The sequence below is a fragment of the Candidatus Cloacimonadota bacterium genome, assembly GCA_020532085.1.
Lineage (GTDB): Bacteria > Cloacimonadota > Cloacimonadia > Cloacimonadales > Cloacimonadaceae > Syntrophosphaera.
Genome location: JAJBAV010000021.1, coordinates 1 through 25033 on the forward strand (window position 1 = coordinate 1; position 25033 = coordinate 25033).

General features: G+C 56.0%; 26 protein-coding genes. 25 read left to right on the forward strand and 1 reads right to left on the reverse strand.

What is annotated here, in order from left to right; translation table 11 throughout:
- Positions 1–157 precede the first annotated feature (157 nt).
- The 10 genes from LHW45_06665 (at position 158) to LHW45_06710 (ending at position 8369) form a co-directional block, all read left to right on the forward strand.
- On the forward strand, positions 158–1255 hold the full coding sequence (locus tag LHW45_06665) for a T9SS type A sorting domain-containing protein (GenBank protein MCB5285256.1): 1098 nt from the start codon (positions 158–160) through the stop codon (positions 1253–1255).
- Between the two features lie 950 nt (positions 1256–2205).
- Positions 2206–2670 carry a DUF134 domain-containing protein gene (locus tag LHW45_06670; protein ID MCB5285257.1) on the forward strand — a complete coding sequence of 155 codons (465 nt, stop codon included), beginning with the start codon at positions 2206–2208 and terminating at the stop codon, positions 2668–2670.
- On the forward strand, positions 2657–2881 hold the full coding sequence (locus tag LHW45_06675) for a DUF5320 domain-containing protein (GenBank protein MCB5285258.1): 225 nt from the start codon (positions 2657–2659) through the stop codon (positions 2879–2881). Before LHW45_06670 ends, LHW45_06675 begins: the two co-directional genes overlap by 14 nt.
- Before the next feature lie 67 nt (positions 2882–2948).
- A complete protein-coding gene (locus LHW45_06680; GenBank protein ID MCB5285259.1) occupies positions 2949–4313 on the forward strand; it encodes an FAD-dependent oxidoreductase in 1365 nt (454 codons plus the stop codon).
- A gap of 14 nt (positions 4314–4327) precedes the next feature.
- Positions 4328–4660, forward strand: a complete 333-nt coding sequence (locus LHW45_06685) for a NifB/NifX family molybdenum-iron cluster-binding protein (GenBank protein MCB5285260.1) — start codon at positions 4328–4330, stop codon at positions 4658–4660.
- Positions 4660–5523, forward strand: a complete 864-nt coding sequence (locus tag LHW45_06690) for an ATP-binding protein (protein MCB5285261.1) — start codon at positions 4660–4662, stop codon at positions 5521–5523. The genes LHW45_06685 and LHW45_06690 overlap by 1 nt, the downstream gene beginning before the upstream one ends.
- The gene (locus LHW45_06695; protein MCB5285262.1) at positions 5520–6392 is read left to right on the forward strand and encodes an ATP-binding protein; all 873 of its coding nucleotides are present in this window, start codon (positions 5520–5522) and stop codon (positions 6390–6392) included. The genes LHW45_06690 and LHW45_06695 overlap by 4 nt, the downstream gene beginning before the upstream one ends.
- On the forward strand, positions 6389–6730 hold the full coding sequence (locus LHW45_06700; protein ID MCB5285263.1) for a NifB/NifX family molybdenum-iron cluster-binding protein: 342 nt from the start codon (positions 6389–6391) through the stop codon (positions 6728–6730). Before LHW45_06695 ends, LHW45_06700 begins: the two co-directional genes overlap by 4 nt.
- Before the next feature lie 86 nt (positions 6731–6816).
- A complete protein-coding gene (locus LHW45_06705) occupies positions 6817–7623 on the forward strand; it encodes an Mrp/NBP35 family ATP-binding protein (GenBank protein MCB5285264.1) in 807 nt (268 codons plus the stop codon).
- A gap of 80 nt (positions 7624–7703) precedes the next feature.
- Positions 7704–8369: a peroxiredoxin gene (locus tag LHW45_06710; protein ID MCB5285265.1), complete on the forward strand. Its 666-nt coding sequence runs from the start codon at positions 7704–7706 to the stop codon at positions 8367–8369.
- Between the two features lie 352 nt (positions 8370–8721).
- Here LHW45_06710 and LHW45_06715 read toward each other — a convergent pair whose 3' ends face one another.
- Positions 8722–9495: a T9SS type A sorting domain-containing protein gene (locus LHW45_06715; GenBank protein MCB5285266.1), complete on the reverse strand. Its 774-nt coding sequence runs from the start codon at positions 9493–9495 to the stop codon at positions 8722–8724.
- 590 nt (positions 9496–10085) lie between these two features.
- On the opposite strand from LHW45_06715, the gene rpmE reads away from it, so the two are divergent.
- The 15 genes from rpmE (at position 10086) to purB (ending at position 25008) form a co-directional block, all read left to right on the forward strand.
- Positions 10086–10295 (forward strand): 50S ribosomal protein L31, encoded by a 210-nt coding sequence (gene rpmE / locus LHW45_06720; GenBank protein ID MCB5285267.1) that lies wholly within the window; start codon positions 10086–10088, stop codon positions 10293–10295.
- Positions 10296–10391: 96 nt separating this feature from the next.
- Positions 10392–11366: a DUF1385 domain-containing protein gene (locus tag LHW45_06725; GenBank protein ID MCB5285268.1), complete on the forward strand. Its 975-nt coding sequence runs from the start codon at positions 10392–10394 to the stop codon at positions 11364–11366.
- 1 nt (position 11367) lies between these two features.
- On the forward strand, positions 11368–12435 hold the full coding sequence (prfA, locus tag LHW45_06730) for a peptide chain release factor 1 (protein ID MCB5285269.1): 1068 nt from the start codon (positions 11368–11370) through the stop codon (positions 12433–12435).
- Entirely contained in the window at positions 12428–13702 is a 1275-nt protein-coding gene (locus LHW45_06735) for a hemolysin family protein (protein MCB5285270.1), read from the forward strand. Before prfA ends, LHW45_06735 begins: the two co-directional genes overlap by 8 nt.
- A complete protein-coding gene (gene ftcD, locus LHW45_06740; protein MCB5285271.1) occupies positions 13699–15363 on the forward strand; it encodes a glutamate formimidoyltransferase in 1665 nt (554 codons plus the stop codon). The genes LHW45_06735 and ftcD overlap by 4 nt, the downstream gene beginning before the upstream one ends.
- 64 nt (positions 15364–15427) lie before the next feature.
- Complete coding sequence (locus tag LHW45_06745; GenBank protein ID MCB5285272.1) at positions 15428–15811, forward strand: DUF5658 family protein; 384 nt, start codon at positions 15428–15430, stop codon at positions 15809–15811.
- Positions 15795–16175, forward strand: coding sequence for a DUF5658 family protein (locus tag LHW45_06750; protein MCB5285273.1), 381 nt, complete (start codon positions 15795–15797; stop codon positions 16173–16175). The genes LHW45_06745 and LHW45_06750 overlap by 17 nt, the downstream gene beginning before the upstream one ends.
- A complete protein-coding gene (locus LHW45_06755) occupies positions 16172–17686 on the forward strand; it encodes a T9SS type A sorting domain-containing protein (GenBank protein MCB5285274.1) in 1515 nt (504 codons plus the stop codon). The genes LHW45_06750 and LHW45_06755 overlap by 4 nt, the downstream gene beginning before the upstream one ends.
- 318 nt (positions 17687–18004) lie before the next feature.
- The gene (locus LHW45_06760; GenBank protein MCB5285275.1) at positions 18005–18964 is read left to right on the forward strand and encodes a GDP-mannose 4,6-dehydratase; all 960 of its coding nucleotides are present in this window, start codon (positions 18005–18007) and stop codon (positions 18962–18964) included.
- Positions 18954–20291, forward strand: a complete 1338-nt coding sequence (locus tag LHW45_06765) for an SLBB domain-containing protein (protein ID MCB5285276.1) — start codon at positions 18954–18956, stop codon at positions 20289–20291. The genes LHW45_06760 and LHW45_06765 overlap by 11 nt, the downstream gene beginning before the upstream one ends.
- An 11-nt stretch (positions 20292–20302) precedes the next feature.
- The gene (locus LHW45_06770) at positions 20303–21418 is read left to right on the forward strand and encodes a DegT/DnrJ/EryC1/StrS family aminotransferase (GenBank protein ID MCB5285277.1); all 1116 of its coding nucleotides are present in this window, start codon (positions 20303–20305) and stop codon (positions 21416–21418) included.
- Positions 21415–22203, forward strand: a complete 789-nt coding sequence (locus LHW45_06775) for an electron transfer flavoprotein subunit beta/FixA family protein (GenBank protein MCB5285278.1) — start codon at positions 21415–21417, stop codon at positions 22201–22203. Before LHW45_06770 ends, LHW45_06775 begins: the two co-directional genes overlap by 4 nt.
- Before the next feature lie 2 nt (positions 22204–22205).
- Positions 22206–23030: a prolipoprotein diacylglyceryl transferase gene (gene lgt, locus LHW45_06780; protein ID MCB5285279.1), complete on the forward strand. Its 825-nt coding sequence runs from the start codon at positions 22206–22208 to the stop codon at positions 23028–23030.
- Positions 23027–23716 (forward strand): hypothetical protein, encoded by a 690-nt coding sequence (locus LHW45_06785; protein MCB5285280.1) that lies wholly within the window; start codon positions 23027–23029, stop codon positions 23714–23716. Before lgt ends, LHW45_06785 begins: the two co-directional genes overlap by 4 nt.
- On the forward strand, positions 23713–25008 hold the full coding sequence (purB, locus tag LHW45_06790) for an adenylosuccinate lyase (protein ID MCB5285281.1): 1296 nt from the start codon (positions 23713–23715) through the stop codon (positions 25006–25008). The genes LHW45_06785 and purB overlap by 4 nt, the downstream gene beginning before the upstream one ends.
- Positions 25009–25033 lie beyond the last annotated feature (25 nt).

Here is a 25033-nt window from a genome sequence, read left to right on the forward strand (position 1 = left end):
TAGAGTGACAAAATATGAGCCTATCTATTTTGTCAAGAATTATTTGCAGATTTCAAAAACTACTTTTTGATCCTAAATGCTCTTACTTTTTCACCAGACCCTGAGGATTATGTGCAAAGGTCTTATAAGACTTTTTTTGGTGATCCTGCTTTTAGGAATGGCAGCTACTGCCACAGGACAGATCGATGAGGATTTTGAAGTCACTCCCTTCGATTTCTGGGTTCCCAGCGCTGGCAACAATTCTCCAACACCATCACTGAGCAACAGTTATAACAACACCCTTGGCTACACTCCAGGAACGTCTGTTTATATGCTAAGAAACACTACTGAAAGAGAAGCCTCCTCTGGCTATCTGACCAGCCAGTATATGGAAGTGATCCCCACCACTGTGAGTATGTGGGTTTACAACGACTCGACAGTTTCAGGATGGGGTAGCACCTATGTGCACGTGGAATCCAGCCCTGACGGGGTCACCTGGACAAATGCCGGTTCTTTTCACAATGGCAACATCAACGCGTGGGAAAATGCTGTGATAAACTTAGATCCTGATGCGAACACTCATTTCATCAGGATCTATGTAGTAAGCAACAAAACCGGCATGTGGTATATAGACGATATCAGCATCACCGGTGGTGAATTGCCTCTTCCCGTGGAACTATCCGGTTTCATGGCTCAGCTTTCCGTGGACAATTTTGTCAACCTCACCTGGATCACCCAGTCCGAGACCGGAGTGCTGGGGTTTTACATCCTTCGAAACAACTCTTTGGAGCTCGGATCTGCCACCACGATCAGCGAGCTGATCCCCGCCACGAACACCTCCCAGCAGCAAAGCTACATTTATAACGACCGGGAGATCTTTGAGGAAGGAACCTACTATTACTGGTTGCAGAACTCCGATCTGGACGGAGCTGTCCAGTATCACGGCCCCGTGTCGATACTCTACACACCGGCCGGCAGTTCCACCCCCGAAATACCTTTGGTGACTAAATTCAAACCCGTTTACCCCAATCCCTTCAATCCCAAGCTCACGCTACCCTTCAGTTTGGCGGAAAGCGGCAATGTGAGCATCGCTATCTTTAACTCCCGCGGCCAGTTGGTGCGCAGCATCGAGCTCGGCACCAAAACCCCGGGACACCACAACGCCGAATGGGACGGGCGTGACAACTCCGGCGCCACTTGCAGCACCGGTGTATACAGCGTTCGCATGAACATAGGAACCAGCAGCCACCACCAAAAAGCGGTGCTGCTCAAATAAGGCCCTCCTGATCAATCCTGAACCCCGGATGCCAAGATCCGGGGTTTTTTGTGCCGCTGGTTCAAAGTCAAGAGTTGTTCTGAAGACGTTCTCAGTCTCATAGGTTTCGTCCCCGGTGAAGTTTGGACTGAGGTTTCCGCGGGAATATCCACGCGCTAATGGCTGTCTCCAACCGCCCCGATTTCCTCTTTCGCTCCCAATATCAATACGGTATCAATACGGAATCAATACGGATTTCATCCGTAATGATTCCGTATTGATACCGTATTGATATTGGGAGCCATGTCGGGTTTCAGAAAAGAAAATTCCCATTCACGTTGGAGGTCAGATAGGAGAAAACCTGGCTCTCCTGCAAACTGAGTAGGTGGAGGGATCGGCTGGATACAGACTTTCCACCACCCTATCCCGCTCCGTCATTCCGGGCGGTGAAGCTGGAGTCGAGCGAGTAACGAGAATCAACTCCAGCAGAGCCAGACCCGGAATCCAGACGGTCCGGGTAATGCCCTCCTGGAATGGCTATTCCCGCAAGGGGCTGGATTCGAATCACCCCACCGGCCAACAGGTTGTGCGGCGAGGACCCCGACTGATCTCCGGCGCTGAAGCACCTGCGTCCGGAATGACGTGGGTTTGGGTCCGGTGAATGAGGGTTCTGCTGTAGTCGATGCTCCTTCGTCGCTCGACCCCAGTGTGGCTTTTCCGGAATGACGAATAGATACTTGTTGGGTTAAGGTGCTTCGGTCATATTGTCACTCAACCCACTCGGTTCGAAAGAGAGCTGAAAAACTGAGGGATGAATGGATGTGACGATCATCAAGATCGAGTGGGCCGCAAAACTGTGATTCGCATTTTAACCGCATCTCCCGGAGTGCCTTAAGGATATCCTCAAAAAAGTGTTGACAGGAAAGGCGGCGCGACAGAATTGAACATATGTTCATTAAAGTGAGAAGATAATGGGAAGAAGCCGAATTCGCAGACGAGTTTTGGCCACACCGGCAGTCAAGGGTTTCAGGCCCTTCGGCAGGATCGGCGGGCCAAGGCCAAAGATCATCATGCTGCTGGATGAATATGAGGCGATCAGATTGCTGGATCACGAGAATTTCACGCAGGAAGAAGCCGCTGCCGCCATGGATATTTCCAGGCCCACGCTCACCCGCATCTACAACCGGGCGAGGCGTAAATTCGCCACAGCTTTGGTGGAGGGAGGCATTTTACTGATCGAAGGCGGCGATATCAGGCTGAAACAACACGAATGGCTGTGTGAAGACTGCGGCGCTTTCACCGAAACCGCCACTGCGCACGTTTTTCATTGTCCGGTCTGCGCATCACCTCACCTCATATCTCTCGACGATTGTTACCAAAATCAATGCCCAAAGTGCAAAAAATGCTACCAAGGAGGTAGAAATGCCCGGATTTGACGGAACAGGACCCAGGGGCACAGGCCGGCCCGGGCGCGGATTGGGACGCCAAAACAGATACGGCAAGGGACACGCTGGCGAAAGCCTCCCCCCGGAACAAGGCTACGTGTATGAATACACCCTGGAAGAGCTTAAAGAACGCAAGCAGGCTTTGGAAGAAGAGATCCGCTGGATCGAGGACAAGATCGGCGAACTGGAAAAAGAAAACTGATCGCGCCAGCCAATCTGCCAAATGGATAATTTAGCACAAGCATAGATCAAACAGAGGAAGTACAAGCATGAAAACTTATGACGTCATCATCATTGGAGGCGGCCCATCCGCCATCATCACTGGAGTCACCGGACGCAAGCAGAATCCGGACAAGAGCTTTCTGATGCTCAAGGAAGAGGAAAAAGGCTTGGTCCCCTGCGGGATACCCTACGTTTTCCACGACTTGGGCGACGTGGACAAAAACATGATGGGTCCGGCCCCCTTTGTGGCGGCGGGCGGAGAAGTTATGGTGGATTCCGTGATCCGGGTGGACCTGGAAAAAAAGCAGCTGCAAACAAAGTCCGGAGCGGAGTTTTGCTACAACAAGCTGGTGTTTGCCACCGGGTCCAAACCCGTGGTGCCGAAATTCATCCCCGGATACGACTTGCAGGGGATCGAATACATCCATAAATCTTACAACTACATCAAATCCCTGAAAGAAAAGACCGATGCCGCAACAAACATCGTCATCATCGGCGCCGGTTTCATCGGGGTGGAAATGGCGGAGCAGCTGGCCAAGTTCAAAGACAAAAACGTGCACCTGGTGGAAATGCTGCCGCATGTTCTCTGCGCGGCCTTTTCCGAGAAGCTTAGCGTCATCGCGGACACCGCTATCCAGGAACAAGGCGTGAAACTGCACACCTCCACCAAGGTAACCGAGATCGTGGGGCACGAGGGAAAGGCAACCGGAGTTAAACTATCCGACGGACAGGTACTTGCGGCTGACCTGGTGATCATGTCCATCGGTTATAAACCCAATACCGATCTGGCCAAAGAAACCGGCTTGGAACTGAACTGCAACCAAGCCATCGTGGTGGACAATTACATGCGCAGCCCGGTCAAAGACGTCTTCGCCGTGGGCGATTGCTCCCAAAACATCGGTTTCATCACCGGCCGGGTGGACAACATCATGCTGGCTTCCACCGCCACTGCCGAAGCGCGGATTTTGGGTTATAACCTCTTTGAGATCAACCTGATACGCACCTTCTCCGGTACGCTCTCCGTTTTTTCCACCGAGATCGGCGGGAAAGTTCTGGCCTCAGCCGGAGCCATACAACAAACCGCTGAGGCAGCCGGGATCAGCTACATCGTTGGCGAGTTCGAAGATGTGGACCGCCATCCGGAAGGCCTCCCCGGCGCCTCCAAACTCTGGGTGAGCCTGGTGGTTTCACCGGATACCGGCCTGATCATCGGGGGTGAAGTTTGCGGTGGCAAATCCGCTGGCGAACTTATCAACGTGATCGGCCTGGCCGTCCAGAAAGGCGTAACCGCTTATGAACTGGTTTCATACCAGATCGGCACCCATCCCCTGCTGACCACCGCGCCCACCAAATATGTGCTGATCAAAGCCGCGGAAGTGGCCATCGGCAAAATGAAGACCCGCAAAAACTGACAAGGAAGAAAGAAGTGAAAATAGCCATACCGCTCACCAACGGAGCCCTGAGCTCACATTTCGGACATTGCGAGAAATTCGCCATCTACACCGTTGACAACAAGCAGATCCTGAAAGAAGAAACCGTGGATCCGCCCGCGCACGAACCGGGATCGCATCCGGCCTTTTTGCATGGACTTGGCTGCACTGTGGTGATAGCCGGGGGCATGGGCTACAAAGCCCAGGAACTGATGTGCCAAAACGGCATCAGCGTGGTGGTGGGAGTTCCGAACCTGCCGCTGCCGGAACTGGTGAATCAATATCTGCAGGGGAAACTGGAATCCGGGCAAAACCGTTGCGACCACTGATGAAGATCGCCATTGCCAGCGGCAAAGGCGGGACCGGAAAAACCACTTTGGCGGTGAATCTGGCCCTGCGGGCCGCTGAAACGCGGAACGTGGTGCTGGCCGACCTGGATGTGGAGGAGCCGAACAGCGCCATCTTCATCCGGGGAGACAAAACAACCGAACAACGGTTTTTCCGCGCCGTTCCCAACTGGGAAAAAGAGGCCTGCACGCTGTGCGGCAAGTGCGCGGAAGTTTGCCAGTTCAACGCTGTGGTCAAACTGGGGGAAACCATTCTGGTGCTGCCTCAGCTTTGCCATTCCTGCTTTGCCTGCAGTGAGCTCTGTCCCGTGAACGCGCTCCCCATGAGGAATACACCGCTGGGCTGGCTGCGCGGATATCAGCAGGGCAGGCTGGTGTTTCTGGAAAGCAAGCTCGACGTGGGCGAGGAAATGGCCGCGCCCCTGATCAAACAGACCATCTCCTACATGGACGAAAAGCTTTCCAGGCCGGAGTTTCAGTTTCGCGACTGCCCTCCCGGCACGGCGTGCCCGGTGATCGCCGCCACCAGTGACGCGGACCTGGTGCTTCTGGTTACAGAGCCCACCCCTTTTGGCCTGTATGACCTTGAACTGGCGGTGGAAACCATGCGCCAACTGGACAAAAGCATGGCGGTGGTGATCAACCGCTGGGGGATCGGCGACGGGAAAGTACTGCGCTTTTGCGAAAAGGAACAGCTTCCGGTCTGGGCGATCTTCCCCAATCAGCGTAAAATAGCGGAGCTTTATTCCCGGGGAGAACTTATCTACCCCGAAGTGCAGGAATTCCGGGAAGGATTGGACGCCATTCTGGCCAGGCTGAACGAACTGAAGGAGGCGTCCGAATGAAGGAAATAGTGATCATTTCCGGCAAGGGCGGCACGGGCAAAACCTCTGTCGCGGCGGCTTTGGCCACGATCGCATCCCAGACGGTGATGGCGGATTGTGACGTTGACGCCGCCGATCTGCACCTGATCCTCAAACCGGACACACGGCAAAGCGAAGCATTTTTCAGCGGGGTCAAAGCTGTGATAGATCCGGACAAGTGCAGCGCCTGCGGCCTCTGCGAAGCCATTTGCCGTTTTGGCGCCATCAGCCATCAGGGCATGCATTACGCGGTTGACCGGCTGGCCTGCGAAGGCTGCGGCTACTGCCATCATATTTGCCCCGTGGACGCGATCAGTCTGCCGGAACAGCAGGTCGGCCACAGCTACATATCCCACACCAAGCTGGGCAGCCAGCTGGTTCACGCCAAACTGGAGGCCGGGGCCGACAACTCTGGCAAGCTGGTGGCCAAGGTGAAGAAAGACGCCAAAGAGCTTGCCCTTAAAACAGGCATGGATTATGTTTGGGTGGACGGTTCGCCCGGCATCGGCTGTCCTGTGATCTCTTCATTATCTGGAGCGGACTTTGTGCTTCTGGTAACGGAACCGACCCTGTCCGGACTGGGAGACATGCAACGCGTGCATCAGCTTGTCGAGCAGTTCAAGATCCCGGCGGGATGCCTGATCAACAAGGCGGACATCAATCCTGAGGTCACCGACCGGATCAAGGATTTCATCCAGGAGAAAGGCATCCTGTTGGTGGATGAGATTCCCTACGATGAGGATTTTCCCCATGCCATCACACTCGGCCAGAGTTTGGTGGAATTCAACCCGGCCAAGTGGAGACCAAGATTTGACCGCATTTGGCAGATAGTATGCAAGGAGTTAACATGAAAATAGCTTTCACCAGCACAGGCACAGACTGGGATGCCATGATCGATCCCAGATTTGGGCGCACGGACTATATCTTCATATACGATGAAGATACCCAGGAAACCACACACATCGACAACCGGCAGATCGTGAATGTCGCGCACGGGGCCGGACCGCAGACCGCGCAAAGGATCTATGAGCACAAACCTCAGGTGCTGATCACGGGAAACGGTCCCGGGGGCAATGCCGCCTCCATCCTGAGCCAAATGGACCTGAAGATCTTCACAGGAGCGGGCGGAATGACCGTGCGCCAAGCCTATCAAGCCTATCAGGACGGGAAACTGCCACAGGGAACCTGAGATCCTGAAACAAAGGCAAGGCACCTACAAACATCGCTCGGGCCGGCATGCATATAGCGAAGAAAACATATAAGGATAATTGAACAATGGAAACGAACAAGAACGCAGAGACCGAAGTGGATCTGAGCGGCATCAAACACAGAATAATGGTGATGAGCGGCAAAGGCGGGGTGGGAAAATCCACCATCGCCGTGAATCTGGCCTACGGCCTGGCTTTGGCTGGCAAAAAAGTTGGGCTGCTGGATGCCGACCTGCACGGGCCTTCAGTGGCCAAAATGACCGGCAGCGAGGGTGCCAGGGCATCCGGGAACGCGGAAGGAAAGATCCTGCCGGTGCGGCTGCATGACAATTTCCTCGCTCTCTCCATCGCCTATCTGATCGAAAACGCCGATTCCGCCCTCATCTGGAGAGGCCCCCTGAAAATGAGCGCTTTGAAGGACATGATCCAAAACACCGAATGGGGCGAACTGGATTATCTGATCATCGACTGTCCTCCCGGCACCGGAGACGAGCCGCTATCAGTGGTTCAGCTGCTGGGACGGGTGGACGGCGCTGTGGTGGTGAGTTCCGCCCAGGACGTTGCCCTTCTGGACGTGCGCAAGAATCTGGATTTTGCCAAAAAACTGGGCGTGCCGGTGCTGGGCCTGATCGAGAATATGTCCTGGATCGCCTGCCCCCACTGCGGCGAAAAAGTGGAGCTGTTCGGTGGTGAAGGGATCGCCAAAGCACTGATGGATTATGATGTGGACCTGCTGGCCAAACTTCCTTTCGACAGCAATATTACCTCCAGTTGCGATGGCGGACGGCCTTTCATTTACGAATTTGGCAAAACCCCTTCCGCGCAGATCCTGCAGGACTTCGTCCAGGGCGTGATCACCAAAACAGAAGGTTGACAGTAAATATATCTTGCCCGTACGGATTTTCCGGGTATCATATCGATTGAGTATAACATCACAATCATAAGGAGTAAGTTATGGAAAACGAAAAACAAGGCATTCCCCTCTTGGGAGACAAGTTTCCCCAGATGAAGGTTCTCACTACCCGCGGCATGATGACCCTTCCGGACGACATGAAGGGAAAATGGTTCGTGCTGTTCAGCCACCCGGCTGATTTCACTCCCGTCTGCACCACCGAGTTTGTGGCCTTTCAGCAGCGCTACGAGAAATTCAAAGCCCTCAACTGCGAGCTGATCGGCATGAGCGTGGACCAGGTGTTTGCGCACATCAAATGGGAAGAGTGGATCAAGGAAAAGATCGGCGTGGAGATCCAGTTCCCCATCATCGCCGACACCGGCTCTGTGGCCAACAAGCTGGGCCTCATCCATCCCGGTAAGGACACCAACACCGTGCGCGCAGTCTTCATCATCGACGCTGAAGGCACCATCCGCATCATGCTCTACTATCCCCAGGAGCTCGGACGCAACATGGACGAGATCCTCAGGGCAGTTGAAGCCATGCAGGTTTCCGACAAGAACAAAGTGGCCATGCCGGCCAACTGGCCCAAAGGCGAACTGTTCGGTGACCACGTGATCATCCCGCCGCCCAAAGACGTGGAGAGTGCCCAGAAAAGAATGGAAGGGGCCAAAACCGGCGAATACGAATGCCTGGATTGGTGGCTCTGCCACAAGAAGCTGAGCTAGCTTCCCTCCCCGCAATCATTCATCCCGTCCCGCTTCGCTGTGGGACGGGATTTTTCTTGCCTGCGAAAATCTCCGCATCCCAACGCTATCGATCTGCAGAAGCGGGACCGAAACAACACCCTCTGAATGAATTGCCCGGACCACCTGGATTCCGGGCCCGACTGCGTCGTCCCGGAATGACAATCCGAGGCCGGTCAGTAGAAAGCTCTGTGTCCAGCCGATCCCCCCCCTCTAACTCCGTTTGGTAGAGAGCCAAAATTATTCTACATAACTGCCTTGAGTCAATGATACTTAACCACAAAAAAAGTCCCGGCTTGCACCGGGACCAATTGATTCGTATCGAAATACGGAGTTATTTGATGATGACCATCTTCTTGGTGGCGTTGGCGGAAGGGGTGCTGAGCTTGTAGAGGTAGATACCGCTGCTGCAGGCATTGCCGTTGCTGTCAGTGCCGTTCCAGGTGATGGTGTGGGAACCCGGGGTAACGTTGTAAGCCTTCACGACTTTGCCTTGAAGGTTGTAAATAGTCACGGTGCCAGTTTCGCCATCTTTGACTTCAACGTTGATGTTGGTGCTGGTGTTGGCCCGGAAGGGGTTCGGGTAGGCGTTCTTGAGGGTGGTGACTTCCGGATAGACGGGAGGTACTTCACCCTGGACGTTGATGCTTACAGGGCCATAGAACATACTGTTGTTGGCTTCCACGCTTTCCAGCCAGTAGAAGTAGGTGCTGCCGATCTCAACTTCGGTGTCTTCGACGGTGTAACTTTGCTGAGTAGTCGTGTTAGTGGCAGGAATTAGAATTGGAGTAATGAGAAGGGCACCATCGTGACTAGTGTTTTCGCTGCGGTATACGCGATAACCCATCATGTTGCTTTCAGACTGGCTGATCCAGTTGATCTGAACTTCGTTGAAGGCAGTCAGAGTGGCGGTAAAACTGCTCAATTCTACAGGCAATGGCACATCGAAAAGATTCCAATTAAGCACAATGGAGTAATTGTTGTTCGGCGTGAACCAATTCGCCTGTACACTGAAAGACGTGGGGATAGCCCAGAAATAGCCAGCAGGAGGAGCTTCGATCGTCCACAATCCGATCAGTTGAGTTACATCGGTATTTGTAACCGGCACGGGGTTATCTCCGTTGGTTACAGCAATTGGATTCCCGTTGCGGTATACTTGAAATACCTGCGGTATGTCATTCGTCCTGACGGAAACCTTGTAGTCAATGGCGAACGCCCCACATGCCAACGCTGCAATTACTGCTAATAATACAAATTTTTTCATACCTTTTCTCCTTATCAGGTTGCCTAAGATCATGCCAGGCGATCGTGCAACCCGTATCATTCCGCCTGACTGAAAACACGCTAGGTACAGCGCATGTCCTCGTTACACACAATATATAATGCAGCCCGAACTGATCGGGACTGTTACCATCTGGGAGCAATCTAATCACAGTACATATTCGTGTCAAGATTTTTTTTGGCCGTTCGCAATGTTGCCTGTGGATATTTTTCCATTATGCTGCTGAACCCTTTCCGGTATTTGTTGGAAAACACCAATCCAGCAACGAATTGCGACATAGTCAGGCTGAGAAAAAGACATCAGGCGGAAACAGGCATAATTGGGCGATACGCGGAAGGTAAAAAAGCAGTTGACATATCTGCCCCCGCCAAAATCCTGACCCAAAATTCAATGTCAGTTTCTAAGGAGCCAGATAAATGAAACAGGGAATACACCCCAAATATGAAGAGGTAACGGTGCGCTGCGCCTGCGGAAACGAGTTCAAGACCCGTTCCACCAAGGGCAACATGCAGGTGGATATCTGCAACGTCTGCCATCCTTTCTACACCGGCAAACAAAAGATCATCGACACCGCCGGCCGCGTGGAAAAATTCAACAAGAAATATAACGTCAAAACAGACAAGTAGCGCAGCTTTCAAAACGTGCCATTTCACCGCAGCCCCGGGCTTGGGAAATGGCTTTTTTGTATCCTCGCAGCATTAACCGCATTATTGGATAGGAACATGGAACCCAAAAAAGAGATCAGCGTTGGCGGCCAAGCCGTGATAGAAGGCGTGATGATGCGCGGGCCGGACTCCCTGGCCACCGCCCTCCGCAGAAAAGACGGCTCGATCGAGCTATATAAACAGCCCTTTGCCAGCAAAGCCAAAAAAGGGACTTTCCTGGGCCTGCCCCTCGTGCGGGGCTTTGTGTCCCTGATCGAGATGCTGGTGATCGGCATGAAGACCATCACGCTTTCCGCGAACCGCGCGGAACTGGACGTCAAAGCCGAGGAAGCGGCCCAAGGCAAGCAACAGAAAGAGAAATCCAAGGTCGCTGTCCAAACCGAAAACCTGATCAGCTACGTGATCGCGTTCGGGTTGGCCTTTGTGCTTTTCGCTTGGCTACCCTACCGGATCGCTGACTGGATCGGGCTGGCCAAGCAGAATTTCTATTTCAACCTCTTCGCGGGCAGCATCCGCATTGTGTTTTTTGTGCTCTACATCTGGCTGATAAGCCGGATGAAGGACATCCACAGATTGTTCCAATACCACGGCGCGGAGCACAAGAACGTGAACGCCTACGAAAAAGAGACCGGCCTTGATATTGCCGCTATACAGACCAATACAACCATCCATCCCCGCTGCGGCACCAGCTTCATGTTCTTTGTGCTGCTGGTCTCGATCCTCATCTTTTCCGTCACGGACACGCTGGTGTCGTTATTCATCCTCAAAGGTCAGGTCCCCATGGCCCTGCGCCTGGGTTATCACCTGCTCCTGATACCGCTCGTTTCGGGGGTAAGCTACGAGATCCTGAAGTTCAGCGGCAAAAACCTGAAGCACCCCGTTGTGAAGCTGCTCACAGTTCCCGGCATGGCCCTGCAGCGCATCACCACTCAACCCCCGGACGACCAGATGGTGGAAACGGCTCTGGTGGCGATGAAAGCTGCCCTGGACATGGACCTGGATGGGCACAACGTGAAGGTGATGCCCAACTGATATGTTGCCCCGCGAAAAACTGGAGGGTTTGAAACAGGAACTGGCGGAGCTGCAGAACACGCTGTCTGACAGCTCTGCGCTTGCCGATCCCCGCCGCTACAGGGAATTGATGCGCCGCAACAAGGAGCTCTCCGCCATCTGCGGCGAATGGGATCGCTATCTGCATCTGGAAGCCCAGGTCCACGGCGTGGAACACCTGCTTAGAACCGAGACGGACCCTGAAATGGCCGACATGGCGCGTCAGGAACTGGAGGAACTGGTAATCCGGATTGAGGGAAGCGAAATCAAACTCCGCGACCTGCTGATCCCCAGCGACCCCAACGACAGCAAAAACGCCATCGTCGAGATCCGCGCTGGCACAGGCGGCGAGGAAGCAGCGCTGTTCGTGGCCGATCTATACAGGATGTACAGCTATTATGCGGAGCAGAAAGGCTGGAAACAGCAATTGCTGGACCTCAACGAGACCGGCCTGGGGGGTTACAAAGAGATCATTTTCATGCTCAGTGGTGAAGAAGCCTATGGCCTGATGCGCTTTGAAAGCGGCGTCCACCGCGTTCAGCGCATTCCGGTAACCGAATCCGGAGGCCGCATCCACACTTCCGCCGTGAGCGTGGCCGTGCTGCCCGAGGCAGAGGACATCGATATCGAGATCGCCGAAAACGACCTTCGGGTGGATGTGTACCGCAGTTCCGGGCATGGAGGCCAAAGCGTTAACACCACAGATTCCGCGGTACGCATAACCCACCTGCCCAGCGGGATCGTGGTCACCTGCCAGGACGAGAAATCCCAGCTCAAGAACAAAGTGAAAGCCATGAAAGTTCTGCGCTCCCGGCTGCTCGATGCCGAGATCAGCAGGCAGGAACAGGAAATTGCCCGCTCGCGCAAGGCCCAGGTCAGCACTGGAGACCGTTCCGCCAAGATCCGCACCTACAATTTTCCCCAATCCCGGGTTACCGACCACAGAATAAACTTGACAAGCTACAATCTGGATTCTTTTTTGGCCGGCAACATAGATGAGTTCATCCAGGCTCTGCGGATCGCCTGGCGCAACGAAAAGGTAAATGGATAGATTGTCAATTCCCGAAATACTGCTCTGGAGCTTGGTTTTTTTGGTACTCCTGGGTTTGTCGTTCCTGTTTTCCGGGTTTGAGAACGGGATCATCTCGATCAACCTGCTGGAACTGGAAGGCAAGGCCAGAAAGGACAAAACCTCCGCCAGGCTGCTGGCCAGCCTGCGCCAGCCAGACAAACTTCTGGGCACCACCCTGTTGGGAAACAACGTTGTCAACATTCTCATGGCCACCCTTTCCACCTATGTGGCCAGCAGATACATCACCGGCTTCGACGCGCGCTATACTGCCCTGGTGATCGGGGCAGTGGTGCTTGTTTTCGGTGAAGTCGTCCCTAAATCCATCTTCCGGGATCACGCCGACACCATTGTGCCAGTCATCTACCCTTTCATGCGCTTTGTTTACTTTCTTTTCAAACCGCTGGTCCTGGGAGTTTCCTGGCTGAATTCGGTTTTGCGCAAATGGCTCAAGATCACCGAAGGCAACGACTTCAACTATCTCACCAAAGATGATCTTTCCTATTTGCTGTCACTCACAGAGGCCGACGAAGCTGATGAACCGCAGATGGACATGATAGAGGACGCGCTGGATTTCACGGAACAGATGGCGCGCAACGTGATGGTCCCGCGCACAGACCTGGTGGCCATCCCCGAAACCGCGACCGTGGCCGAGGCCATCGAGATCGCCCGGGAAGAGGGATTCACCCGCTATCCGGTTTTCGGCAAGGACCTTGACGACATCAAGGGCATCCTCATCATCTATGATGTGCTCAAACGTGAATACACTCCGGACACCCTGGTCAGCAAACTGCTGCACAAACCCTTTTTCACCCCGGAAAACACTGATCTGGATGTGCTGCTGCGGGAGATGCAGAAACACCGCCGCAGCATCGCCATCGTGGTGGACGCCTATGGCGGCACTTCCGGGATCGTGACCATGGAAGACATTCTGGAAGAGATCTTTGGCGACATAGCGGACGAATATGACGAAGCTGAGGAGATCCCGGAAGTGGAACAGGTTTCCCCCAACACCTGGCTGGTGCAGGCGGACACAGAGATCGACCACCTGGCCGACGAACATGGCATCAACCTCCCCGAGGGCGACTACGAAACCGTGGCCGGGCTGATCCTGGACAAGCTGGCCCGCATCCCCCACCAGGGCCAGATAGTGATTGTGGGGGATTACCGCATTCAGGTGCTGCAGGCTACGGACAAAAAGATTATCAAGGTCAAGATACATAAAACCAGTACAAGAGGTGAATCATGAAACTGATGGAATGCGTCCCCAATTTCAGCGAAGGCCGGGACAAAGCCGTTCTGGAAGCCATCGCGGCTGCCATCCGCTCTGTGAAGAACGCTGTTTTGCTAGACGTGGACCCCGGCGCGGACACCAACCGCACCGTCTTCACCTTGGCCGGAGAGCCTGAAGCGGTTGTGGAAGCAGCTTTTCAGGCCATCAAAAAAGCCGCTGAGCTGATCGACATGAGCAAGCACCACGGCGAGCATCCCCGCATGGGCGCCACGGACGTCTGTCCCTTCATTCCGATCTCGGATATGACCATGGAGGAATGCGCCGAATACGCCCGCAAACTGGGCAAACGGGTTGGAGACGAGCTCGGCATTCCCGTCTATCTATATGAAAACGCCGCCTCCAAAGAAGAATGGCGCAACCTGGCAAACGTGCGCTCCGGTGAATACGAGGCCCTGCCGCAAAAAGCCCAGGATCCAGCCTGGAAGCCGGATTTCGGCCCCCACACCTTCAATCCCCGTTCCGGCGCCACCGCCATCAGCGCCCGTGAATTCCTGATCGCCTACAACATTAATCTGAACACCCGCGATAAAAAGAAAGCCCACGATCTGGCCCTCACCATCCGCGAAAGCGGCAAACCCGCCCGGGACGCCGCCGGAAAGCTGGTAAAGGATGCCAACGGCAACAAGGTCATCATCCCCGGTCTCTTCAGCCACTGCAAGGCTGTGGGCTGGTATATAGACAGCTACAACCGCGCCCAGATCAGCATCAACCTCACCAATTACAAGGTTACGCCCCCTCATCTGGTGCTGGAAAAAGTGCGCGAACTCGCCGCGGAGAATGGCATCCAGATCACCGGCAGCGAGCTGGTGGGGCTCATCCCCAAAGCCGCTCTGCTGGAGGCCGGAAAGTTTTACCTACGCCGGATGGATGAGAGCACCGGCATTCCGGAAAGGATGATCATGGAAACCGCCATCCAATCGATGGGTTTGGCGGAACTGGGACCTTTCGATCTGGACAAGAAAGTGATAGAATACGCCATAGCCCGCGCCGACAGCCTATGCTCCCTAAGCCTGGAAGCCTTTGCCGATCTGCTTTCCACAGATTCCCCCGCCCCCGGCGGCGGCAGCGTGGCCGCGCTTTGCCTTGCCTTGTCCGGAGCGCTTTCCGCAATGGTGGCCAACCTCACGGTGGACAAAAAAGGCTACGATGAGGTTCAGGAAATCGTGCGCGAACTGGCTCCCCGCGGCCAGGAGATCAAGCTTCAGGCCCTGCAGTGCATTGATTCCGACACAGATGCCTTCAACGCCATGATGGCAGCCACGCGCCTCCCCAAAAAGACGGAGCAGGAGATAACCGCGCGCAATGCCGAGGTGGAAAAAACCACCCAACAGGCGATCCTGGTGCCCTTCCGAACTCTTGAACTGGCCTGGGAAGCCATGCAACTTTCCGACAAAATTGCCGATGCCGGGAACGCCAACGCCCTCTCCGATGCCGGTGTGGCGGCCCTCACCGCGCTCAGCGCAGCCAAAGCGGCGGATTACAACATCCTGATCAACCTGTCCGGCAGCTCTGACGAGGCCTTCAAGGCCGACATCAAAACCCGCGCCGGGGAACTGGTGAACAAATGCCAGCAACTGGCCGAAAGCATCGAAACCAAGGTCAGGGACCGGATCTGACCTCCGCTGAGCCCGGACCGGCAGCCAGAGCTGACCTCACCAAGGGACATTGGCCCAAAGCGTGATGTTGACTACCTTGGTTGCTCTCTTCGCCATCCTGGTGGCCTTGAACGTCCTGGACGGCGTTTCCACCTGGCAGGTGCTGAAACCCAACCACTATCACCGTGAGCGCAATCCCCTGGCCCGCTGGATGTTCATGAAACTCGGCCTCACCCGGGGCGTCCTTTTAGCTGAAGTGCTGTGGATCGGGTTCATCAGCGCCGTCTTTTTCCTCACCTTCACGCATCCCGTCGGGAGCGTGGTCCTGCTGGTCCTGCTCTGTGTGGGGGTGCTGATCTTCCTGCGCGTCGTGAGTGGTAATTTCCGCACCTGGCGCCGCATCCGGCAGCGGGAAGAGCTGCTGGCGGGAAAACAGCAAAAGGAAGATGTGGATGTTGGCCATGCTTGAGGGTATTTTGGGTCAGATCGCGTTTTTGGCGGGACAGTTCGGGATCTTTGTGATCCTCAACATTCTCGACGGCCATTCCACCTGGAAGGTGATCCAGCCAAACCATTTTCACCGGGAGCGCAATCCCGTGGCCCGCTGGTTTTTCCGCAAGCTGGGCCTACCCCGGGGGATCGTGATCTTCAAAGCTGTGCTGCTCTTCATCCTGGGTGGCGCCTTCGCCATTTACGCCAAAAAGGAGACCAAGGTGATGAACATCACGCTGGGCGTGGCGAATCTGGTCTTTTTGGCCGTAGTGATCCACAACTACAAGGTTTATAAAAGGGTGAAAGCCCACCGCGAAATCCGCAGGGAGCTGTTATCATGAAACGTTTTCCACTATTGCTGATCCTCTTCGTTCTGGCCGTGCCGCTGGCCGCCCAAGTGAATGGAAACCTCCAATACATCGGAGACAAAGCCATTTTGCATGTGTGGGGCGACCACTACCAGCGCGGCCACGCCCAGGGCTATTTGCTCGCCCAACCCACTCTCGAAGTCTTCAACGATTTCTTCTACATGATGTTCGTGTTTTCCGATCCCGCCCGCTATGCCTATCTCTGGAACTATTACCAGGAGCATTTCGACACCGATCCGCGCCTGTCCCAGGAAGCCCAGGGCCTGATCGCCGGGATCGCTGCTTCCGGCGCGAGCCTTTACCACAGCGGCCTGCAGCGCGAGATTACCCACGACGATGTGCTTTTGGCCAATGCTTTTTTGGATTTGCAGCAGTTGCGCAACGATCTCGGCGACGCGGATGTGGATTTCGGCTGCGCCTCGCTTTCCAGCTGGGGGATATCCACCCAGCAGGATTCCCTGCTGGCCGGATCATCCGTGATCACGCGCTGGCTGGACTGGACCCTCTATGACTGCCTGATCGACAATCCCCTCCTGGTGGTGCACCACCCCAGTGAGCCGGATGAGCAAAAATGGCTCACTTTCACCTTCCCAGGCTGGCTGGGGGCGGCTTCCGCCATCTCCGAAACCGGCATCTGGGCTTCCCTGAACGTGGGCAGCGACCACTCTGTGGTGAACCAGAGCGGGCTCGACCCCATCTTTTTCGACATCCGCAGGGGCTTGGAAAGGACCGATTTTAATGGCGACGGATCATCCAACATAATGGACGTCTGCGCCGCCATCCAGGCAGGAAACAACCTCACTGGAACCATCATCCACAGCCTCAGCGAAAACGCCGGGCAGACACTAGCGGTGGTGATTGAAAACAACAACAACGGCACCGCGCTGCGTTATCACGACGATCCGAACAGCAACTTGGCAGGGCAGAACCTCGTGGCCACCAACCACTTCCGCCTTCTCACTTTCCCCTCCTGCTGCACCCGCTACGCCAACATCACCGACTCCCTGAACGTGAGCCACCACATCACCGCCAAGCGGCAGTGGTCTTTGATGTCCGGCGCCGCGGGACAGGATACCAATCTCACCGCGCTGCAGTACACCCCCTCCACCGGAAGCATTTTATGGGCCGGGGCCATGGTCTCTCTTCCCGCCTATCAAAATGCCGCCATCCACCTTTCCGCGTCGGATCTGTTTAGCTTTTCCACCCCTGTGGCCGACGCGAACCTACCCTCAGCCCCGTTCACTTTTTCCTGCGCCCCCAATCCTCTGGCAACGGCCCAAGCCTTGAAATTGAGGGGCTCTCAGCCCCTGGTGTCTTTCACCATCTACAACCTTCGTGGCCAGAAGCTCTGGGAACAGAGCTTTTCCGGGAACAGGACCGAAACTGAGATATCACTGCCCACTCTGCCGTCCGGATTGTATCTGGCCAGGGCCCAAAGCGCGGCGGGAGCTAGCGCTCAGCGAAAACTGCTGATCTGGCCCTAAACCTCAGCTTACTCACTTCCCGCACACCTCCGCCACACTTCCCGCCCGCCCGGCGGGTGGTGAGGCGGAGGTGTGCGTGAGGTGAATGGGCTGGGGCTCGGGGCGGATCCTGGATGAAAATATCATAAGAACAAGGGGAAGCGGGCCTGGCGCGGGACCCAACAAAGTACAGTAAACAGCCGGAAACCGGAGTATATAGGATGAGCAAAATGTGCTTGAACCTCTTTTCTATTGACAAAAACCCGGCTGGCAGATTTTGTTACGTGATGGCAAAATATGCTTGCCAGATAGGATAAAGACTTCAATTTTGGAGAAGTTATGAAGATTCTGATCACCGGCGGAGCCGGTTTCATCGGCTCACATTTGGCGGAAAGACTGCTGGAAGACGGACATCAGGTCAGCGTGATCGACAACCTTTCCACCGGCCGCCTGGAAAACATCGAATCAATCAAGGAAAACGGAAATTTCCACTATACGATCGGCAGCGTCCTGAACCGCGAACTGATGGAAAAACTGATGGCCGGGATCGACCAGGTTTACCATCTGGCCGCGGCCGTGGGCGTGAAATACATCATCGAAAACCCGCTGCTCTCGCTGAAGACGAACATCGTGGGCACCGACAACGTTTTGGAGCTGGCGAACAAGCACAAGGCCAAGGTGTTGATCACCTCCACCTCCGAGATCTACGGCAAAAGCGAAAAAGTGCCTTTCTCCGAGGATGATGACCGCTTGCTCGGCTCCACCCGCATAAGCCGCTGGGGCTACAGCGACAGCAAGGCGATCGACGAATTCATGGCTCTGGCCTATTTCCGTGAAAAACGGCTGCCAGTGGTGATCGTGCGCTGTTTCAACACCGTGGGCCCGCGCCAGACGGGCCAGTATGGCATGGTGCTGCCCAAATTCATCAAAGCCGCCCTCTTGGACCAACCCCTGGTGGTTTACGGCTCGGGCAAGCAAACCCGCTGTTTTGCGGATGTTTCGGACGTGGTGGAGGCTTTCATCAAATTGATGCACACGCCGGAATGCCAGGGCGAGATCTTCAACGTGGGCACCACGGAATCCATCTCCATCGAGGACCTGGCCAAAAAGGTCAAATCCATGTGCGGCAGCAAATCCCGCATCGATTACATGAGCTACGAAGACGCCTTTGAAGAGGGGTTTGAAGACATGATGAACCGCATGCCCGATCTGAGCAAGATCAAGCAGTTCATCGGTTTTGAGCCCAAGTTTGACCTGGATGCCATCATCCAGCGGATGATCGACTATTATGAAAACTAGGCTGCTGCTTGCCGGGTTGCTGCTTCTGGCCTGCGTTCTGGGCGCGCAGACCATTCCGCAGTTGAGCGGACAGATGCTGATCTCGGTGAACGTGACCGGCTTTGTGGCCAATCCCGGCACCTATCAGCTTACTCCCCTGGCCCGGATCTCCGACGCCGTCAAGGTTGCGGGAGATAGAACCCCCACAGTTTCCACTCTGACAGCCCTCACCCCCCAGCAGACCAGAGAGGCCGAACGCGACTCGCTCTACCGGAATTTTCAGGGCCTGCGCAGCGTGAAACTCACCCGGGGCAAGGATACCCGCACCTACGATCTGCTGCGCTTCATGCGCACGGGCGACCAGGACCAAAACCCGCTGCTCAAAGACGGCGATCTGCTCTGGATCCCGGCGCTGGAAACCTCTGTGACCATCTCCGGGGAGGTTTACATTCCCGGCGAGTACCAGTTTGTGGAAGGAGACAAACTCGCGGACATCCTGGAACTGGCTCAGGGCTTCACTTTGGCCGCGGACCGCAACCTGGTGAACATCTACCGCTACCGGGAAAACTCCCCCGAGTTCGAGGTGCTGCAAGTTGACCTGCGGGAACAACGGGCCCAGGACATAGCTTTGAAGCCCTACGACCGCGTTAGCGTGTCCTCAAACACAGAGCACCGCCGCGCCTGGAAGATCGTGGTGGAGGGCGACGTGAAGGCGCCGGGCGAATATTACATCGGCGAAAACACCACTCTCTACGACGTTCTCAACCTCTGCGGAGGCCCCACCTCGCGAGGTAATCTCCGCAGCGCCATCTATGCCAACCGGGCCGGCGCAGAGGAACCCGATCTGGAATTTGAACGCCTGATGAAGCTTGACGTGGCCAACATGACCTCATTTGAATACCGCTACATGCTGAACCGCATCCGCCAGTACCCTGGGCGCTACAGCGTTGATGTGGCGCGAGTTTGGGCAAGCAAAGGCGCCGAGGCCAATCCCGTCCTGCGGGACGGCGATTATCTCTACGTGCCTCAGCACATGGACATGGTGGAGGTCAGCGGCCAGGTGGTCAATCCCGGCCTGGTTCCCTGGGTGGAAGGCAAAAACTACGAATATTACATCGACCTGGCCGGCGGCTACACCAACAACAAGCGCTGGAACGGCACCCGGATCATCAGCGCGGCCAGCGGCAACTGGGTGAAGCCCAATAAAAAGCTGACCCTCGATCCCGGAGACACCATATACGTTTCTGAAAAGGACACTTACGATACCTGGACCCGCTTCAAGGACATCATGCTGATCGCCACGCAGGTGATCACGATCTTCCTGGGCGTGCGCACCCTCACGAATTAAGGAGCTGAAGTTTGAAAGTACCAATGCTGGACCTCCAAGCGCAATATGAACCTTTGCTGCCCGACATTCGGGCCGCCATGGACACGGTGCTGAAGGAAAACAACTACATCATGGGCCATCAGGTGAAAGAACTGGAAGAGAAGATGGCCTCTTACCTGGGGGCAAGATACGCCGTGGGCTGCGCTTCCGGAACCGACGCCCTGGTTTTGGCCGTGCAAGCGCTGGGGATAGGCCCCGGCGACGAGGTCATCACCACCCCCTTCACTTTTTTCGCCACCGCTTCCTCGATCTGGCGCAATGGCGCCAAGCCCCGCTTCGCGGATATCGACCCCCGCACCTTCAACCTCGATCCGGACCAGATCGAAGCGGCCATCACGCCCCGCACCAAAGCCATCATGCCAGTGCATCTTTTCGGCCAGTGCTGCGACATGGAGCGGATCATGAAAATCGCCCGCAAACACGGCCTGAAGGTGATCGAGGACAACGCCCAGGGCATTGGCTGCACCTGGAGCGGCAAGATGAGCTGCACTTTCGGGGACATCGGTACGCTGTCCTTCTTCCCCAGCAAAAACCTCGGCGCGATGGGCGACGGCGGCATGTGCGTCACCGACGATGCCGATCTGGCCGCGAAACTGCGCCAACTGCGGGTCCACGGCGAAAACCCCAAATACTATCACCAGTGGGTGGGCCTGAACAGCAGGCTGGACACGCTTCAGGCCGCCATCCTGAACGTGAAGCTGGACCACCTGGCCGGCTGGAGCGAGGCGAGGCGCGCCAATGCCGCTTACTACAATGAAAAACTGGCCGGCATCCCTCAGGTGAAAATTCCCTACATCGCAGAGAAAGCCGTGACCATCTACAACCAATACACCCTGATCTGCGCAGAGCGCGACGCCCTGCTGGAACACCTCAAAGACCGTGACATCGGCTGCGCCGTCTATTATCCCAAACCGCTGCATCTGCAGGAATGTTTCGCCGAACTCGGCTACAAAGAAGGTGACCTGCCCGTGGCCGAGCAAACCGCCCGCCAGGTGCTTTCGATTCCCATCTATCCGGAACTCACAGAAGCGCAGAAGCTCTACGTCTTCGATGCCATCAGGGATTTTTACCGGGGAATGGACCAATGAAGATCATCGTTTGCGTTAAACAAGTGCCCAATACCACCGAGATCAGGATCGATCCCGTCACCAACACCCTCATCCGGGAAGGCGTGGAAAGCATTCTCAATCCTTTCGACACCTACGCGATCGAAGAGGCCGTGCGCCTCAAAGAGCAGTTCGGAGGCAGCATCATAGCCCTCTGCATGGGTCCTCCCCAAGCCGAGGAAACTTTGCGGGAAGCCGTTTCCCTGGGCGTGGACGAGATCATTTTGCTTTCCGACCGGCGTTTCGCCGGTGCTGATACCTGGGCCACCAGTCTCACTCTGGCCGCCGCCATCACCAAGATCGGCGGGTACGACCTCATCTTCACGGGCCAGCAGGCCATCGATGGCGATACCGCGCAGGTGGGGCCAGGCATCGCGGCCCATCTGGACATCCGCCAGGCCTGTTTTGTACGTAAGATCGAAGAGCTCACCTCCTGCCACGTGATCCTCCAGCGTTTGATGGAAGACGGCCATGACCGGCTGAAGCTGAAACTTCCTGCCGTGATCACGGTGGTGAAAGAGATCAACACGCCCCGTCTGCCCTCGCTGCGCGGCAAACGCAATGCCCGGGCGGCCGAGCTTAAGGTCTGGAACGCAGATGACCTCGGCCTCGATGAGAAAGAGATCGGCCTCAACGGCTCTCCCACCCAGGTGGTGAAGATCTTCACCCCCAGGCATGACAAACAGACCGAAAAAATCAGCGTGACCCCCGACGAAGCCGCCGACCTCATCGTGCAGCGTCTGGACCGCATCACCCGGGGAGGATGACCTTGCTGCAATATCCAAACATCGATCCCACCCTGGTCAGCTTTCCCCTCTTCGGACGGGAACTGGCCATCCGCTGGTATGGCTTTCTTTACGTGCTAAGCTTCATCCTGGGCTACATCCTCTATCGCCACATGCTGAAGGTCCGCAACGTCAAGATCACCCGGGACCAGTATGAAGGCATCATCTTCTCCGCCATGCTGGGAGTGATCTTGGGCGGTCGGCTGGGCTATGTGCTGTTTTACAACCTGCCTTGGTATCTGCAGCATCCGCAGGAGATCTTCTTCGTTTGGGAAGGGGGGATGAGTTTTCACGGCGGCGCTCTGGGCGTGATCATCGCCTGCCTCATCTATCTGAAGCGCCAGAAGCTTGATTTCTTCAAACTTGCCGATCCCGCCATGCCCCTGGTGGCCATTGGTTTGGGACTGGGGCGCTTGGGCAATTTCATCAACGCCGAGCTTTGGGGCAAGGTGACCACCCTGCCCTGGGGAATGGTCTTTCCCGGCGCCGACGCCGGCTCCCTGCCCCGCCATCCCACCCAGCTCTACGAGCTGTTTCTGGAAGGGATCGTGCTGTTCACGGTCTGCTATCTCCTGCTGAGGAAAAGCCGGCGGGAAGGGATCGTGTTCTGGGCCTTCATCGGCCTTTACGGGATCTTTCGCTTTCTGGTGGAATTCGTGCGGGTGCCGGACCAGCTTGACGTTTACGACAAATACGGCTTTTTCCTGGGTTTCATGACCATCGGGCAGATCCTCAGTTTCCTGATGGTGGTGGCCGCCGCCATCGGTATTTGGAAGCTGTATCAGCAGAAGCCGGAGGCCAAAAAATGAACCGCGCCCTGCTCCTTTTGCTGCTCCTCACCGCCCTGCTGCTGGGTTCCTGCGCCACCATGAAACCCGTGGACAAGCTTACCCTGCTGCGCGCCGAACTGGCCCGCTGGAAGAATTTCAGCGCCGACGGAATCATCCGCGTAACCTATGCCGGCCTCACCCTGCACAAGATGTTCGTGCTGGCCAAAACAGTCGATTCCGCCCGACTCGACGTGGTTGACGGCGGCGCGTTCGGGATCTCTCCCGCGCCTTTGATCTCAGTCTTTCTGGCGGATTATCTGGCCGTGGAGTCCTCTTACCTCAAGTTGCCCGATTTTTCCAAATCCCAGCTGGACCCCTCGCCCTATCTGGCTTTGCTGGCCGATCCCGAGGCCCTGCTGGCAAAATACGGGGAAGAGATCGCGGCCAACGCGGCCGTGGACGTGGGTGACCTGCGGGTTACCTTCACCCCTCAAATGCAACTGGCCAAGGTTGAAGATGTTACTTCCGGAGTGGCCCTTTCCGTTACCTACGGTTCCAAGGGCAATCCCGACGAAGTGCTGATCAGGATCGACAACAGCAAGGGAGTGGAACTTTTGGTGGACAACATCAGCTACGGCGGCGCGGAAACCGTTCCCCTGCCGCGTCCGGATCAAGCAACGAAAGAAGGTTCTGAATCTCTTTCCGGGAGCTCTGAACAGCCATGATCAGCCGCTACTGCCTGCCGGAAATGGAGCGCGTCTGGACCCAGCAAAACCGCTACGAATGCTGGCTGGAGGTGGAACTCGCCGCAGCCCGGGCCATGTTTGAGCTGGGTATCATCCCGGAAACCGACTGGCAGGCGATCTCGGAAAAAGCCGATTTTTCCTGTGAGCGCATCGACGAGATCGAAGCCGTCACCCGGCACGACGTGATCGCCTTTCTCACCAACGTGGCGGAATATGTGGGCGAACCCGCCCGCTGGATCCATTTTGGCCTCACCTCTTCCGACACCCTGGACACCGCCACCGCCCTGCAACTAAAGCAATCCGGCGAACTGATCCTCACCGAGCTGCACCGCCTGGCTGAAACCCTCAAGCTAAAAGCCCGCGAACACCGCCGCACCCTCTGCATGGGCCGCTCTCACGGCATTCACGCCGAGCCCACCTGTTTCGGCCTCAAATTCGCCCTCTGGCACGATGAAACCAAGCGCAACATCGACAGGCTGCAGAGCGCCATCGAGACTGTGGCCGTCGGCCAGTTCAGCGGCGCGGTGGGCAATTTCGCCCACCTTGATCCCAAGATCGAGGAACTGGCTTGCAAGCATCTGGACCTGCGGCCCGCCAACGTCTCCACCCAAGTGCTGCAGCGCGACCGCCACGCCTTTTTCCTGAGTGAGCTGGCCCTCATCGGCAGCCTCGTGGAAAAGATCGCCCTGGAGATCCGCCACCTTCAGCGCACCGAGGTTCAGGAAGCGGAGGAAAGCTTTGCCGCAGGCCAGAAAGGCTCTTCCGCCATGCCGCACAAACGCAATCCCATCCTCAGCGAACAGCTTTGCGGCCTGGCCCGGCTGCTGCGCTCCAATGCCCATGCCGCGCTGGAAAACAACGCCCTCTGGCACGAACGCGACATCTCCCACTCCTCGGTGGAACGCGTGATCCTGCCCGATTCCTGCATCCTCGCGCACTACATGCTGGCCAAATGTTGCCGGCTGATCTCCAACCTCGCCGTCCACCCCCAAAACATGAAGGCCAATCTGGAACTCACCAACGGCCTCGTTTTTTCCCAGGCCGTGCTGCTCCATCTGGTGAAACAGGGCCTACCCCGCGAGGAAGCTTACGCCCTGGTGCAGGATGCCGCCATGCAGTGCTGGGAAAGCGGCAAACCACTGCTCGACCATATTCTGGCGGACAGCCGGATCACCGCGCTGCTTCCCGCCTCCGAGATCAAGGACATCTTTTCATACGACCGGTATCTGCGCCACGTGGATACCATATTCAAACGCTGCGGGATCATCTGAGACCGCCCCCAACCCAAAAAGGAGA